The sequence below is a fragment of the Paucibacter sp. M5-1 genome (genome assembly GCF_027498415.2).
GTDB lineage: Bacteria > Pseudomonadota > Gammaproteobacteria > Burkholderiales > Burkholderiaceae_C > Roseateles_E.
The window spans coordinates 1,628,157-1,642,294 of the sequence record NZ_JAPZLM020000001.1 but is presented as its reverse complement, the minus strand read 5'-3'; the positions used below and the strand labels follow the sequence as shown (position 1 = coordinate 1,642,294).

At 66.3% G+C, this 14,138-nt stretch carries 13 protein-coding genes; 11 read left to right on the top strand and 2 right to left on the bottom strand.

The window, feature by feature from the left end:
* Positions 1-4 precede the first annotated feature (4 nt).
* The 8 genes from bamA to O5M90_RS07570 are packed head-to-tail and all read left to right on the top strand — an operon-like array spanning position 5 to position 7,618.
* A complete protein-coding gene (gene bamA / locus O5M90_RS07605; protein WP_269840552.1) occupies positions 5-2,281 on the top strand; it encodes an outer membrane protein assembly factor BamA in 2,277 nt (758 codons plus the stop codon).
* Positions 2,281-2,790: an OmpH family outer membrane protein gene (locus tag O5M90_RS07600; protein WP_137941772.1), complete on the top strand. Its 510-nt coding sequence runs from the start codon at positions 2,281-2,283 to the stop codon at positions 2,788-2,790. The genes bamA and O5M90_RS07600 overlap by 1 nt, the downstream gene beginning before the upstream one ends.
* A complete protein-coding gene (gene lpxD, locus O5M90_RS07595) occupies positions 2,787-3,833 on the top strand; it encodes a UDP-3-O-(3-hydroxymyristoyl)glucosamine N-acyltransferase (RefSeq protein ID WP_269840551.1) in 1,047 nt (348 codons plus the stop codon). Before O5M90_RS07600 ends, lpxD begins: the two co-directional genes overlap by 4 nt.
* Positions 3,834-3,841: 8 nt before the next feature.
* Positions 3,842-4,282, top strand: a complete 441-nt coding sequence (gene fabZ / locus O5M90_RS07590; protein WP_137941774.1) for a 3-hydroxyacyl-ACP dehydratase FabZ — start codon at positions 3,842-3,844, stop codon at positions 4,280-4,282.
* Between the two features lie 20 nt (positions 4,283-4,302).
* A complete protein-coding gene (lpxA, locus tag O5M90_RS07585; RefSeq protein ID WP_262969543.1) occupies positions 4,303-5,091 on the top strand; it encodes an acyl-ACP--UDP-N-acetylglucosamine O-acyltransferase in 789 nt (262 codons plus the stop codon).
* 4 nt (positions 5,092-5,095) lie between these two features.
* Positions 5,096-6,235, top strand: a complete 1,140-nt coding sequence (gene lpxB, locus O5M90_RS07580; RefSeq protein ID WP_269840550.1) for a lipid-A-disaccharide synthase — start codon at positions 5,096-5,098, stop codon at positions 6,233-6,235.
* Positions 6,228-6,842, top strand: coding sequence for a ribonuclease HII (gene rnhB, locus O5M90_RS07575; RefSeq protein WP_269840549.1), 615 nt, complete (start codon positions 6,228-6,230; stop codon positions 6,840-6,842). Before lpxB ends, rnhB begins: the two co-directional genes overlap by 8 nt.
* Positions 6,839-7,618, top strand: a complete 780-nt coding sequence (locus O5M90_RS07570) for a TrmH family RNA methyltransferase (protein WP_269840548.1) — start codon at positions 6,839-6,841, stop codon at positions 7,616-7,618. The genes rnhB and O5M90_RS07570 overlap by 4 nt, the downstream gene beginning before the upstream one ends.
* Here O5M90_RS07570 and ppsR read toward each other — a convergent pair.
* Complete coding sequence (ppsR, locus tag O5M90_RS07565) at positions 7,608-8,429, bottom strand: posphoenolpyruvate synthetase regulatory kinase/phosphorylase PpsR (RefSeq protein ID WP_137941780.1); 822 nt, start codon at positions 8,427-8,429, stop codon at positions 7,608-7,610. The two genes, O5M90_RS07570 and ppsR, sit on opposite strands and share 11 nt — an antisense overlap.
* A gap of 199 nt (positions 8,430-8,628) precedes the next feature.
* Here ppsR and ppsA point away from each other — a divergent pair, with 199 nt between their 5' ends.
* Positions 8,629-11,037 carry a phosphoenolpyruvate synthase gene (ppsA, locus tag O5M90_RS07560; protein WP_269840547.1) on the top strand — a complete coding sequence of 803 codons (2,409 nt, stop codon included), beginning with the start codon at positions 8,629-8,631 and terminating at the stop codon, positions 11,035-11,037.
* 61 nt (positions 11,038-11,098) lie between these two features.
* Here ppsA and fabR read toward each other — a convergent pair whose 3' ends face one another.
* Positions 11,099-11,776, bottom strand: coding sequence for an HTH-type transcriptional repressor FabR (fabR, locus tag O5M90_RS07555; protein WP_137941782.1), 678 nt, complete (start codon positions 11,774-11,776; stop codon positions 11,099-11,101).
* A 165-nt stretch (positions 11,777-11,941) separates the two neighbouring features.
* Between fabR and O5M90_RS07550 the strand changes: the two genes are divergently transcribed.
* Together O5M90_RS07550 and O5M90_RS07545 are read left to right on the top strand one after the other, a co-directional pair.
* Positions 11,942-13,006, top strand: a complete 1,065-nt coding sequence (locus tag O5M90_RS07550; protein ID WP_269840546.1) for a ferredoxin reductase — start codon at positions 11,942-11,944, stop codon at positions 13,004-13,006.
* A 7-nt stretch (positions 13,007-13,013) separates the two neighbouring features.
* On the top strand, positions 13,014-14,135 hold the full coding sequence (locus O5M90_RS07545) for a fatty acid desaturase family protein (RefSeq protein WP_269840545.1): 1,122 nt from the start codon (positions 13,014-13,016) through the stop codon (positions 14,133-14,135).
* Positions 14,136-14,138 lie beyond the last annotated feature (3 nt).

Below are 14,138 nucleotides of genomic sequence, written 5' to 3'. Positions count from 1 at the left end.
GCTGATGCGCCCGTCAATCCTGGCTTTGGCGTTGGCCGCCGCGCTGCAGTCGGGCACCGCCTGGGCCGTCGATCCTTTTGTGCTGAAGGACATCCGCGTCGAGGGTCTGCAGCGCACCGACCCCGGCACCGTGTTCGCATCGCTGCCCTTCCGCATCGGTGACACCTACAACGACGAGAAGGGCGTGGCTGCGCTGCGCGCGCTGTTCGCGACCGGCCTGTTCAAGGATGTGCGCATCCAGATCGATGGCGACTCGGCCGTGGTCGTGATCGAGGAGCGGCCCATCATCGCCAATGTCAGCTTCATCGGTCTGAAGGAGTTCGACACCGAGGCGCTGACCAAGTCGCTGAAGGACGTGGGCATCGGCGAAGGCAAGCCCTTCGACAAGGCCCTGGCCGACCGCGCCGAGCAGGAGCTGAAGCGGCAATACCTGACCCGCAGCCTGTATGGCGCCGAGGTCAGCACCACCATCACGCCGCTGGAGCGCAACCGCGTCAACGTCAGCTTTGCCGTGACCGAGGGCGAACCGGCCAAGATCGGCGAGATCCGCATTCTCGGCTCCAAGGTGTTCTCGGAGAGCACCTTGACCGGCCTGCTCGAGCAGACCACCAGCGGCTGGCTGACCTGGTATACCAAGACCGACCGCTACTCGCGCGCCAAGCTCAACGCCGATCTGGAGACGCTGCGCTCCTACTATCTGAATCGCGGCTATCTGGAGTTCGCCGTCACCTCGACCCAGGTGACGATCTCGCCGGACAAGCAGAGCATCAATATCGCGATCACCGTCAACGAGGGCCAGCCCTACACGGTGACCGAGGTCAAGCTCGAAGGCGAGTTCCTCGGCCGCGAGGAAGACTTCAAGAGCCTGATCGCGCTGAAGCCCGGCGAGCCCTATCGCGGCGAGGCCGTGGCCCAGACGACCCGGCTCTTTACCGATCTTTACGGCACGTATGGCTACGCCTTTGCGCGCGTCGAGAGCCGGCCCGAGATCGACCGCGCCACCGGCCAGGTGGTCGTGACCTTTGTGGCCGAGCCGCAGCGCCGCGTCTATGTGCGCCGCGTCATCATCTCCGGCAACACGCGCACCCGCGACGAGGTGATACGCCGCGAGTTCCGCCAGTTCGAGTCGGCGTGGTACGACGGCCGCCGCATCAAGGCCTCGCGCGACCGCGTCGAGCGCCTGGGCTATTTCAAGGAAGTCGAGATCGACACCACCGAGGTGCCGGGTGCGCCCGACCAGGTTGATGTGACGCTGACGGTCGAAGAGCGCCCGACCGGCAACATCATGGTCGGCGCCGGCTATTCCAGCGCCAACAGCCTGTCGCTGTCGGGCTCGATCAAGCAGGACAATGTGTTCGGCTCGGGCAACTACCTGGGCATCGAGGTCAACACCGCCAAGACCGGCCGTGCGCTGGTGCTCAGCACGGTGGACCCGTATTTCACGGTCGACGGCGTGTCGCGTGCGATCGATCTGTTCTACCGCACGACCAAGCCGATCAACACGCTGGGCGAGGAGTACGAGCTGGTCAGCCACGGCGCCGCCGTGCGCTTCGGCGTGCCCTTCTCCGAGGTCGACACGGTGTTCTTCGGCCTCGGCTACGAGCTGACCCGCATCACCACCTCGGCCGGCCTGCCCAATAGCTACTTCCTGTTCCGCCACCAGTTCGGCTCGTCCAGCATGGCGATCCCGTTCACGATCGGCTGGCAGCGCGACGACCGCGACAGCATCCTGTCGCCGACCTCGGGCAAATACCAGCGCGTCAATCTGGAGCTCAGCGCGGTCGGCGATTCGCGCTATATGCGTGCCAATCTTCAGTACCAGCACTACATCCCGCTGGGCAACAAGTTCACGCTGGGCCTGAACAGCGAGCTGGGCTGGGGCAAGGGCATCGGCGGTCGCCCCTACCCGATCTTCAAGAACTTCTATGCCGGCGGCCTGGGTTCGGTGCGGGTCTTCGAGGCGAATTCGCTCGGCCCGGTCGACGTGACCGGCTCCTATTCGGGCGGCAGCCGCCGTATCAATGTCAACGCCGAGCTCTATGTGCCCGTTCCAGGGGCTGGCAATGACAAGACCTTCCGCTTGTTCGGCTTCATGGATGCCGGCAATGTGTGGCGCGATGGTGAGAAGATCACCGGCGACTCGGTACGGGCCTCGGCCGGTATCGGTTTGAGCTGGCTTTCTCCCATGGGGCCGTTGAAGATGAGCTATGGTTCGCCGGTGCGCAAGAAGCCCACGGATAGAATCGAGAAATTCCAATTCCAGATCGGGACTGCATTCTGATGAAGAGCAAGCTGTTGAAATCGGTGGCCTTGGCCGCCATGGTGTGTGCATCGACGCTGTCGGCGCAGGCGCAAGAAGTGAAGATCGGCTACGTCAACAGCGAGCGCGTGATGCGTGAGGCCAATCTGGCCAAGGCAGCACAGCTCAAGCTGGAGGCCGAGTTCGGCAAGCGCGAGAAAGAGCTGAAGGATCTGGAAACCAAGCTGCGCGGCGCCGCCGACAAGCTGGAGAAGGATGCCCCGACGCTGGGCGAGGCCGAGAAGACCCGCCGCCAGCGCGATCTGGTCGAGGCCGACCGCGACCTGCAGCGCAAGCGCCGCGAGTGGCAGGAAGACCTGACCCAGCGCAAGAACGAAGAGCTGTCGGTGCTGGTCGAGCGGGCCAACAAGGTCATCAAGCAGATCTTCGATACCGACAAGTACGACCTGATCGTGCAGGATGCGCTGCACGCCAGCAACCGCATCGACATCACCAAGAAGGTGATCGACGCGCTCAACTCGCAGAAGTGAGCTTCAGCGCCCCGCTGAACGAAGTGATCGCCGCCCTGGGCGGCGATCTTGTTGGTGCCTCCGATCTGCGCATCGCGCGCATCGGGCCGCTGGAGGGCGCGGACGCCGCCACCATCGCCTTTCTGGCCAACCCGCGCTACCGCTCGCAGCTGTCGGCCAGCCTGGCCGGCTGCGTGATCGTGGGCCCGGCGATGGCCGAGGCCGCCGCCGAGCGCGGCGGCGCCTATATCGTCACGCCCGACCCCTATCTCTACTTTGCCCGGCTGACCCAGTGGTGGGCTGCGCGGGTGCGTCCGTCCGCGCCGGCCCGCATTCACCCGAGCGCGGTGATCGATCCCGATGCCGAGTTGGGCGAGGGCGTGGACATCGGGCCGTTGGCCGTGATCGAGGCCGGTGTGCGCATTGCTGCCGGCGCGCGCATCGGCGCACACTGCGTGCTCGAGCGCGGCGCCAGCGTCGGCGCCGACAGCCGATTGGCGCCGCGCGTCACGCTGGGCTTTGATTGCCGTATCGGCGCGCGCTGCATCGTGCACAGCGGCGCGGTGATCGGCGCCGACGGCTTCGGCTTCGCGCCCACAAAATCGGATGACGGGCAGGGCCGCTGGGAAAAGATCGAGCAGCTCGGCGCGGTCGTCATCGGCGACGATGTCGAGATCGGTGCCAACAGCTGTATCGACCGCGGCGCCCTGGGCGACACGGTGCTGGAAGACGGCGTCAAGCTCGATAACCTGGTGCAGATCGGTCACAACGTGCGCGTCGGCGCCCACACGGCGATGGCCGGCTGCGCCGGCGTCGCCGGCAGTGCCGTCATCGGCAGGCATTGCACCGTGGGCGGTGGTGCCATCGTGCTGGGCCATCTGAGCCTGGCCGACGGCGTGCATGTCTCTGCCGCCACCGTCGTGACCCGCTCGATCGCCAAGCCCGGCACCTATAGCGGCGTGTTTCCCTTCGACGACAATGCGAGCTGGGAAAAGAACGCCGCCACATTGAGACAATTGCACGCGCTGCGTGAGCGCCTGCGGGCGCTGGAAAAGAAGTTATGACGACATCCATGGACATCCATCAGATCCTCAAGAAGATCCCGCATCGCTATCCGCTGCTGCTGGTCGATCGCGTGCTGGAGATCGAGAAGGGCAAGCGCATCCGCGCGCTGAAGAACGTCAGCATCAACGAGCCGCACTTCCTCGGCCATTTCCCGCACCGCCCGGTGATGCCCGGTGTGCTGATGCTGGAAGCGCTGGCCCAGGCCGCCACCGTGCTGACCTTGGTCAGCCTGGATGCCGAGCTGGACGACAAGACGGTCTGCTATTTCGCCGGCATCGACGGCGCGCGCTTCAAGCGTCCGGTCGAGCCGGGCGACCAGCTGGTGCTGGACGTCACCTTGGACCGCGCCAAGGCCTCGATCTACAAGTTCACCGGCAAGGTCTGGGTCGGCGAGGAGCTGGCCTGCGAGGCCGAGCTGATGTGCACGATGCGCCGCATCGACTGCTGAACCCGTCGGAGTCGCGAGCCATGTCCAACATCCATCCGACGGCCCTGATCGACCCCAAGGCCGAGCTGGACAGCTCGGTCCAGGTGGGCCCTTACACCGTTATCGAGGCCGGCGTGAAGATCGCCGCCGGCACGACGGTGGGGGCGCACTGCGTGCTGCAGGGGCCGACGACGATCGGCCGCGACAACCAGATCTTCCAGTTCTGCTCGATCGGCGCGGCGCCGCAGGACAAGAAGTACGCCGGCGAGCCGACGCAGCTGATCATCGGCGACCGCAATGTGGTGCGCGAGTTCTGCACCTTCAACCGCGGCACGACGCAGGACGACGGCATCACTTCGCTGGGCGACGACAACTGGATCATGGCCTATGTGCATCTGGCCCATGACTGCAAGGTCGGCAACAAGACCATCTTCGCCAACAACGCGCAGCTGGCCGGCCATGTGCATGTCGGCGACTGGGCCATCCTGGGCGGCTTCACCGTCGTGCATCAGTTCGTCCATATCGGCGCGCACAGCATGACGGCAATGGGCTCCATCCTGTTCCAGGACCTGCCGCCCTTCATCATGGCGGCCGGCAACACCGCCGAGGCGCGCAGCTTCAACCAGGAAGGCCTGAAGCGCCGGGGTTTCACGCCCGAGCAGATCAATGCGGTCAAGCAGATGTACCGCATCCTCTACCGCCGCGGTCTGACCGTGGCCCAGGCCGAGATCGAGATGGCCGGCCTGCAGGCCTCGCATCCCGAGGCCAAGGACACGGTGCAGCTGATGCGGGACTTCCTGCACGGCGCCACGCGCGGCATCATCCGCTGACACGATGAACGACACCGCGCCCCGCTTTGGCATGGTGGCCGGCGAGGCCTCCGGTGATCTGCTCGGCGGCCTGCTGCTGCCGGGGCTGCGCCAGCGCTGGCCGGACCTCACCGCCCAGGGCATCGGCGGCCCCCGCATGGCGGCCCAGGGCTTCGAGGCCTGGTGGCCGCATCACAAGCTCTCGGTATTCGGCTATGTCGATGCCTTGCTGCATCTGCGCGAGATCCTGTCTATCCGCCGGCAGCTCGCCGCCCGGCTGCTGGCCGATGCGCCGCAGGCCTTCATCGGCATCGACGCGCCCGACTTCAACTTCGCGCTGGAGGCGCAGTTGAAGGCCGCCGGCATCAAGTCCATCCACTTCGTCTGCCCCTCGATCTGGGCCTGGCGCGGCGAGCGTGTCGACAAGATCCGCCGCTCGGTCGACCATGTGCTGTGCCTGTTCCCCTTCGAGCCCGAGCTGCTGCAGCGTGCCGGCATCGCGGCGAGCTATGTCGGCCACCCGCTGGCCGATGCGATTCCGCTGGAGCCGCCCAAGGCGGCCAGCCGTGCGGCGCTGGGCCTGGGGGAGGGCGATGCTGTCGTGGCCCTGCTGCCGGGCAGCCGCAAGAGCGAGATCCGCTATATCGCCGCACCGCTGCTGCAGGCCGCGCTGCTGATGCAGCGCGCGCGGCCCGGGCTGCGCTTCGTGATGCCGGTGGCGCCGGGGCTGCGTGAGCTGATCACACCGCTGCTGCCGCCGGGGCTGGATCTGCTGCTGCTCGATGGCCGCTCGCACGAGGCGCTGGCCGCCTGCGACATCACGCTGGTGGCCAGCGGCACGGCGACCCTGGAGGCCGCGCTGTTCAAGCGACCGATGGTGATCGCCTACCGCATGCACTGGCTCAACTGGCAGCGCATCAAGAGCCGGCGCTACCAGCCCTGGGTGGGCCTGCCCAATGTGCTGGCCAATGAGTTTCTGGTGCCCGAACTGCTGCAGGACGAGTGTACGCCGGCGGCGCTGGCGCGCGAGGGACTGGCCTGGCTGGACGACGATGCGCGCTACGCGCGGGCGCAAGCGCGCTTCCAGCAGCAGCACGAGACCCTGCGCCGCAACACGGCGCAGCTGGCCACCGCTGCGATCGCGAGGGTCATCGGCCATGCCTGAGTCCATGCCGCAACAGCTGGGCCTGAGCTGGGACGCACCCGGCCTGATCGCCGGTGTCGACGAGGCCGGCCGAGGCCCGCTGGCCGGGCCGGTGGTGGCCGCGGCGGTGATCCTCGACGAGCTGCACCCGATCCGGGGCCTGGCCGATTCCAAGGTGCTGACCGAGAAGAAGCGCGAGCGCCTGTTCGATGAGATCCGCGCCAAGGCGCTGTGCTGCTGCATCGCCGAGGCCAGCGTCGAGGAGATCGACCGGCTCAACATTCTGCAGGCCACGATGCTGGCGATGCGCCGTGCGGTCGAGGGCCTGCGGCTCAAGCCCACCAAGGTGCTGGTCGACGGCAACCGCCTGCCGGTGCTGAAGATCCCGGCCGAGGCCATCGTCAAGGGCGACTCGAAGGTGCAGGCCATCTCGGCGGCCTCCATCCTGGCCAAGGTCACGCGCGACCGCCAATGCCTGGCCATGCACGAGCTGCATCCCGAATATGGTTTCGCCGGCCACAAGGGCTATCCGACCGCCGACCATCTCGCGGCCCTGCGCGCCCATGGCGCGTGCGCCTGGCACCGGCGCAGCTTCGGCCCGGTGCGACAGCTGCTGGAATCCTCATGAGCCAAGTTCTGCACATCACCTCGCGCGACAACCCGGTGCTGCAGCGCCTGCGCAAACTCTCGCAGGATGGCGGCGCCTACCGCAAGCTGGGCTCGGTCTGGCTGGAGGGCGACCATCTGGCGCGCGCCTGCCTGCAGCGCGGCCATGCGGTGAGCCTGGCGGTTGTCACCGAGACCGCCTATGCCGAATCCGGGCTGCGGGGACTGGCCGACGCCGCGCCCAAGGTGCTGGTCGTGCCGGACGCCCTGTTCAAGACACTCAGCGGCCTGGAGTCGCCGGCGCAGATCGGCTTCGAGGTTCCCCATGCCGAGGGCCAGGTCTTGACGCCGGGCCTGGACTCGGTGGTGCTGGACCGGCTGCAGGATGCCGGCAATGTCGGCACCATTCTGCGCAATGCGGCGGCGATGGGCTTTCGCCAGATCCTGGCCCTGAAGGGCACGGCCGCGCTGTGGAGTCCCAAGGTGCTGCGTGCCGGCATGGGCGCGCATTTCGGCCTGCGCCTGATCGAGGGTCTGGCCCCATCCGATCTCGACACGCTGGGCGTGCCCCTGGTCGCGACCAGCTCGCATGCCGGCCAGCAACTGCATCAGCTGCAGCTACCCAGTCCTTGCGCCTGGGTCATGGGCCATGAAGGGCAGGGCGTGCAGCCCGAGCTGATGCAGCGCTGCGCGCTGACCGTGGGCATCCCGCAGCCGGGCGGCGAAGAGTCGCTGAATGTCGGCAGCGCGGCGGCGATCTGCCTGTACGAATCGGCGAGGCAGCGGCTCAGTAAATAAGCCGATCCGGCCGGATGTCTCGCAGAATCGTCGTTGCGATTTCCTCGATGGACTTGTGCGTCGACGACAGCCAGGCGATGCCGTCGCGCTTCATCATCTTCTCGGCCTCGTTGATCTCATAGCGGCAGTTCAGGATGTCGGCGTACTTGCTGCCGGGGCGACGCTCGTTGCGGATCTGCGAGAGCCGCTCCGGGTCTATGGTCAGGCCGAAGCACTTGCTCTTGTGTGCTACCAGCGAGGCGGGCAGCTTGCCGCGCTCGAAGTCCTCGGGGATCAGCGGGTAGTTGGCGGCCTTGACACCGTGCTGCATGGCCAGGTACAGCGAGGTCGGTGTCTTGCCGCTGCGCGAGACGCCGACGAGGATCACATCGGCCACATCGAGGTTCTTGGCCGACTGGCCGTCATCATGGGCCAGCGAGAAATTGATGGCCTCGATGCGGTCGTGATATTCCTGGCTGCGGGCGATGTCGGAGAAACGGCCCACCCGGTGGTTGGACTTGACCTCGAACTCGTCTTCCAGCGGCTCGATGAAGGTGCCGAACATGTCCAGCACGCGGCCGGTGCAATGGTCGCGCATGATCTTCAGCACGTCGCGGTCGACCAGGGTCGCGAACACGATGGCGCGCTTGCCCTCGCGCTCGCCGGTCTCGTTGATCTCGCGCACCACCGCATAGGCCTTCTCGGCCGTGTCGACAAAGGGACGGCGCACATGGCGCGGCTTGGTCGGAAACTGGGCCAGGATGGAGTTGCCAAAGGTCTCGGCGGTGATGCCGGTGCCATCCGAGACGAAATACACGGTGCGATTGGGCATAGGGTGCTGCTTCTAAGTGCCTGGACATCATAGTGGCGCTTGCCCGTAGAATCGGCGCCAACATCCCGCGACGCCCATTCTCCATGCAGCCCGCCCGCCTCCTACAAGAATCCAGAAATGGTGGAGCCGTGGCTGTGCGCGTCCAGACCGTGAATCTCACGGTGGGAGCCCCGAATTTTCAACATCACGGAGCCTTCCCATGTCTGCACGTTTTGAGTCGACCGCCCTGGTCGTCCCGTTTGAACATCTGAGAATGAGCGATGTCGAGGTCGTTGGCGGCAAGAACGCCAGCCTCGGCGAAATGATCTCGCAGCTCTCCGCCACCGGTGTGCGTGTGCCCGGCGGCTTTGCCACCACGGCCCACGCCTTCCGCGAGTTCCTCAAGTACGAGGGCCTGGACAAGCGCATCGAGGCGCGCCTGTCCACGCTGGATACCGACGATGTGCGCGCGCTGGCCGAGGCCGGCGCCGAGATCCGCGGCTGGCTGGAGGCGCAGCCCTTTCCGGCCGAGCTGGAAAAGGCCATCCGCAGCTCCTTCGCGCAGCTGACGGCCGACAACCCCGGCGTGTCCTTCGCCGTGCGTTCCTCGGCCACCGCCGAAGACCTGCCCGACGCCTCGTTCGCCGGCCAGCAGGAGACCTTCCTGAACGTGATCGGCATCGAGGAGGTGCTGCACAAGATGAAGGAGGTGTTCGCGTCGCTGTACAACGACCGCGCGATCAGCTACCGCGTGCACAAGGGCTTTGCCCATGCCGATGTCGCGCTGTCGGCCGGCGTGCAGCGCATGGTGCGCTCCGACCTGGGCTCGGCCGGCGTGATGTTCACGATCGATACCGAGAGCGGCTTCAAGGACGTGGTCTTCATCACCTCCAGCTACGGCCTGGGCGAGACGGTGGTGCAGGGCGCCGTCAACCCTGACGAGTTCTATGTTCACAAGCCTGCGCTGAAGGCGGGCAAGCTGCCCATCATCCGCCGCAATCTCGGCTCCAAGCTGATTCGCATGGAGTTCGCGACGCCGGACGAGAAGGCTGCCTCCGGCAAGCTGGTCAAGACCGTGGACACCGTGCCCGAGGCGCGCAACCGCTACTCGCTGACCGACACCGAGGTGATCGAGCTGGCCAAGTACGCGATGATCATCGAGCAGCACTATCAGCGCCCGATGGACATCGAGTGGGGTCGCGACGGCGTCGATGGTCAGATCTACATCCTGCAGGCCCGGCCCGAGACGGTGAAGAGCCAGGCCGACGGTCAGGCCGAGCTGAGCTACAAGCTCAAGGGTCAGAGCGCCGTGCTGGCCGAAGGCCGCGCGATCGGCCAGAAGATCGGCACCGGCCCGGTGCGTCTGGTCGAGAGCATTGCCGATATGGGCCGGGTCCAGCCCGGCGATGTGCTGGTCACCGACATGACCGACCCGAACTGGGAGCCGGTGATGAAGCGCGCCAGCGCCATCGTGACCAACCGCGGCGGCCGCACCTGCCACGCCGCCATCATTGCGCGCGAGCTGGGCATCCCGGCCGTGGTCGGCTGCGGCGACGCGACCGAGAAGCTCAAGGACGGCCAACTGGTGACCGTGGTCTGCTCCGAGGGCGACACCGGCTTCATCTACGACGGCCTGCTGGAGACCGAGGTCAGCGAGGTGCATCGCGGCGAGCTGCCGTACTGCCCGATCAAGATCATGATGAATGTCGGCAACCCGCAGCTGGCCTTCAACTTCGCCCAGATGCCCAGCGCCGGCGTCGGCCTGGCGCGGCTGGAATTCATCATCAACAACAATATCGGCGTCCACCCCAAGGCCATCCTCGACTATCCGAATATCGATGCCGACCTGAAGAAGGCGGTCGAGTCGGTGGCGCGCGGCCACGCCTCGCCGCGCGCCTTCTATGTGGACAAGCTGGTCGAGGGGGTCGCGACGATTGCGGCCGCCTTCTTCCCGCGCCCGGTGATCGTGCGTCTGTCCGACTTCAAGAGCAATGAGTACCGCAAGCTGATCGGCGGTTCGCGCTACGAGCCCGATGAAGAGAACCCGATGCTGGGCTTCCGCGGTGCCTCGCGCTATATCAGCGGCGAGTTCTCCGACGCCTTCGCGATGGAGTGCGAGGCGCTCAAGCGCGTGCGCAACGAGATGGGCCTGAGCAATGTCGAGATCATGGTGCCCTTTGTGCGCACCGTGAAGCAGGCCGAGCGCGTCGTCGCGATGCTGGCCGAGCGCGGCCTCAAGCGCGCCGCCTCGGGCGGCCAGGACGGGTTGCGCATCATCATGATGTGCGAGGTGCCGTCCAACGCCATCTTGGCCGAGGCCTTCCTGGAGCATTTCGACGGCATGTCGATCGGTTCCAACGACCTGACCCAGCTGACCCTGGGCCTGGACCGCGACTCGGGCCTGGAGCAGCTGGCCGGCGATTTCGACGAGCGCGACTCGGCCGTCAAGGCCCTGATCTCGCGCGCGATCACCGCCTGCCGCGCCACCGGCAAGTACATCGGCATCTGCGGCCAGGGCCCCAGCGACCATCCGGACTTCGCCGACTGGTTGGCCCAGGAGGGCATCGTCTCGATCTCGCTGAATCCGGACTCGGTGATCGAGACCTGGCAGCGGCTGGCCAAGCGCTGAGCCGCTTGAATGAAAGCAAAAAGCCCGCGACAGCGGGCTTTTTTCTTGCCGGGGACCGGCCTCAGCGGTCTGGCGAGCCGACCACCGCCAGGGTCTGGGTGCCGGTGACGATCATGCGCACCATGATGACCAGTTGCTCGGTCAGCTCGGGCAGCTTGTCGTGCGGCATGTCCATCGCGGTGGAGCCGATCGCGAAGACCAGCCGGGTGATGGCCTTGGCGGTCAGCGCCGGTTCGTAGAGGCCGGTGTTGTTGGCCTTGGCAAAGCGGATCAGGTCGACGCGCAGCTCTTCCTCGAAGAACAGCAGTTGCCGGTCCACCGCATGCTTGAAGGCGTCCGAGCCGACCGTGCCCTCGCGCAGCAGGATGTGCAGCAGCCGGTCGTCCGAGCGCAGCTGCTCCATAAAGGCCTGGACGGCGCTGCGCACCACGGAGCTGCCGTCGCTGGCGCGCCGCCGTGCCTCGCCGATGATGTCGCGCAGCGACTGGCCGGCCATGTCGATCAGGGTCACGGCCAGCTCGTCCATATCGCGGAACTGGCGGTAGAAGCTGTTCGGCGCAATGCCGGCCTCGCGGGCCACCTCGCGCAGGCTCAGGGTCGAGACGCTGCGGTGCGGCCCGACCAGCTTCAGCGCGGCCTGCACGATGTCCTCGCGCGAAATCACCGCCTTGCGGCCCGGGCCCGGGGGGGCGAGGGGGTCCGGCAGGGTGTCGGCGGGGCTGAGTAGAAGGCTTGTCATGGTGATGTGCGAGAGTGCGCATCATACCGAAGGGCGATTGATATACATCTGTATAGACGAATGTGTTTATGCCCGTATACTGTGTCCCGAATCTTGCCGGCCTCCTTGGGGCTGTGCCGAACGGAGTGTTTTTTCGTGTCTTCTCTTGCTCCAGCGCGCGTCGGATTGCTCCGTCGCCTCGCCAAACCCCTTGTCGACCCGGCTGTCTTTGACTTCTGGCTCGGCCACCTGAACCGCACCTGGACCTGGGAGCGGCCGCTGGCGCGCGTGGTCGAGCGGCGTGACGAGTCTTCCGACGCCGTCACGCTGGTGCTCAAGCCGAATCGCCACTGGCGCGGTTTCAGGCCCGGCCAGCATCTGAATATCGGTGCCGAGATCAAGGGCCGGCTGGTGACCCGCAGCTACAGCCTGACCGACATCCCCCGCCGTGACGGCCGCATCGCGATCACCGTCAAACGGGTCGCGGGCGGGCTGCTGTCCAAGCATCTGTGCGAGCAGGTCCAGATCGGCGATGTGCTGCCGCTGGACCAGGCTTATGGCGAGATGGGGCTGCCGGCCAAGCCGCAGGGCGACTGGCTGTTCCTGGCCGCCGGCAGCGGCATCACGCCGCTGATGGGGCTGACCCGCGCGCTGGCTGCCGATGGCATGCCGGCCTCGCTGACCTTGATCTACTGGGCCCAGACGGCCGAGCAGCTGTGCTTTGCCGAAGAGTTGCAAGCGCTGGCGGCCCGCGAGCCGCGTTTCAAACTGCATCTGCAACTGACCCAGGACCCGACGGCGCCGGCCACGCGCATCGGTGAGGCCCAGCTCGAGGCGCTGCTGGGTCCGCTGACCCAGCTTGGCGCGCTGCAGGTGCTGGGCTGCGGCCCCGGCGGTTTTGTCGAGACGGCGCGCCAGCTGCTGCGCCCGCATGTGCAGAGCTTTCAGGCCGAGGCCTTTTCGCCGGCCGCGCCGATCAATGTCGACAATGCCCATCAGGTCACCTTGCAGCTGCGCCGCAGCGGCCGCAGCCTGACGATCAGCTCGGGCGACAGCCTGCTGAGCGCCCTGGAAGCGCAGGGCGTGCGACCGCCCTCGGGTTGCCGCATGGGCATCTGCCACAGCTGCGTCTGCACCAAGCACGAGGGCCTGGCCCAGAACATCGACACCGGTGAGCGCGATCACGAGCCCAACAGTGCCTTGCGCCTGTGCGTGAGCCGTGCCTGCAGCGACATCAGCCTGGATCTTTGAGAACAAGATGAACAAATCCCTGACCCGCAATCTCGCCAATGACGAACTGGAGAAGTTCGGCGCCGAGATCGAGGCCCTGCGCGCCAAGACCGTGGCCGATCTGGGCGAGCGCGATGCGCGCTATATCCGCAATATCTTCAAGGCCGTGCGCTGGACCGAGTTCGCCGGCCGCGCGCTGCTGATGATCGGTGCCTTCCTGCCGACGCCCTGGCTGATCGGCTTCTGGGTGCTGGGCACGCTGAGCCTGGCCCTGTCCAAGATCATGGACAATATGGAGCTGGGTCATAACGTCATCCATGGTCAGTACGACTGGATGGGCGACCCCCACCTGAAGGGCAAGCAGTTCGAGTGGGACATCATCGGCACCAGTGACAACTGGCGCAAGACCCACAACTTCCGCCACCACACCTACACCAATATCCACGGCCTGGACGACGACATCGGCTACGGCGTGCTGCGCCTGTTCCCCGAGCAGCGCTGGACCCCGGCCGCGCTGTTCCAGCCGCTGTATGCGCTGGTCTTCGCCGCGCTGTTTCAGTGGGGCGTCGCGATCCAGGACCTGCGCCTGGGCCAGCTGTTCGGCAAGCGCAAGAAGGCCGCACGCGCCGAGCTGCGCCGCGCCGGCGTGCCGGTGCTCAAGAAGATGAGCCGCCAGCTGATCAAGGACTATCTGATCTTCCCGCTGCTGGCCGGCCCGGGCTTTCTGGTGGTGGCCAGCGGCAATCTGGTGGCCAACGGTCTGCGCAATATCTGGACCTACACCATCATCTTCTGCGGCCACTTCACGACCGATGTCGAGACCTTCCCGAAGGGTGTGCTGAAGAACGAGACCCGCGCGCACTGGTACTGGCGCCAGATCCGTGGCTCGTCGAACCTGGCGGGTGGTTTTGTGCTGAACACCTTGTCCGGCAATCTGAGCCACCAGATCGAGCACCATCTGTTCCCCGACGTGCCGGCCAACCGCTATGTCGAGATGGCGCCGGTGGTGCGCGATATCTGCAAGCGCTATGGCGTGCACTACAACACCGGCTCGCTACCCGTGCAGTTTGGCCAGGTAATCTGGCGCATCCTGCGCCATGCGTTGCCCAGCCGCCCGCGCGCCAGCCGCCTGGCCAGTGCGAACTCCTAAGTC

Coding starts and splice junctions, on each gene's coding strand:
- bamA (WP_269840552.1), top strand. CDS start 5: ATGCGCCCGTCAATCCTGGCTTTGGCGTTGGCCGCCGCGCTGCAGTCG.
- O5M90_RS07600 (WP_137941772.1), top strand. CDS start 2,281: ATGAAGAGCAAGCTGTTGAAATCGGTGGCCTTGGCCGCCATGGTGTGT.
- fabZ (WP_137941774.1), top strand. CDS start 3,842: ATGGACATCCATCAGATCCTCAAGAAGATCCCGCATCGCTATCCGCTG.
- lpxA (WP_262969543.1), top strand. CDS start 4,303: ATGTCCAACATCCATCCGACGGCCCTGATCGACCCCAAGGCCGAGCTG.
- lpxB (WP_269840550.1), top strand. CDS start 5,096: ATGAACGACACCGCGCCCCGCTTTGGCATGGTGGCCGGCGAGGCCTCC.
- rnhB (WP_269840549.1), top strand. CDS start 6,228: ATGCCTGAGTCCATGCCGCAACAGCTGGGCCTGAGCTGGGACGCACCC.
- O5M90_RS07570 (WP_269840548.1), top strand. CDS start 6,839: ATGAGCCAAGTTCTGCACATCACCTCGCGCGACAACCCGGTGCTGCAG.
- ppsR (WP_137941780.1), bottom strand. CDS start 8,429: ATGCCCAATCGCACCGTGTATTTCGTCTCGGATGGCACCGGCATCACC.
- ppsA (WP_269840547.1), top strand. CDS start 8,629: ATGTCTGCACGTTTTGAGTCGACCGCCCTGGTCGTCCCGTTTGAACAT.
- fabR (WP_137941782.1), bottom strand. CDS start 11,776: ATGACAAGCCTTCTACTCAGCCCCGCCGACACCCTGCCGGACCCCCTC.
- O5M90_RS07545 (WP_269840545.1), top strand. CDS start 13,014: ATGAACAAATCCCTGACCCGCAATCTCGCCAATGACGAACTGGAGAAG.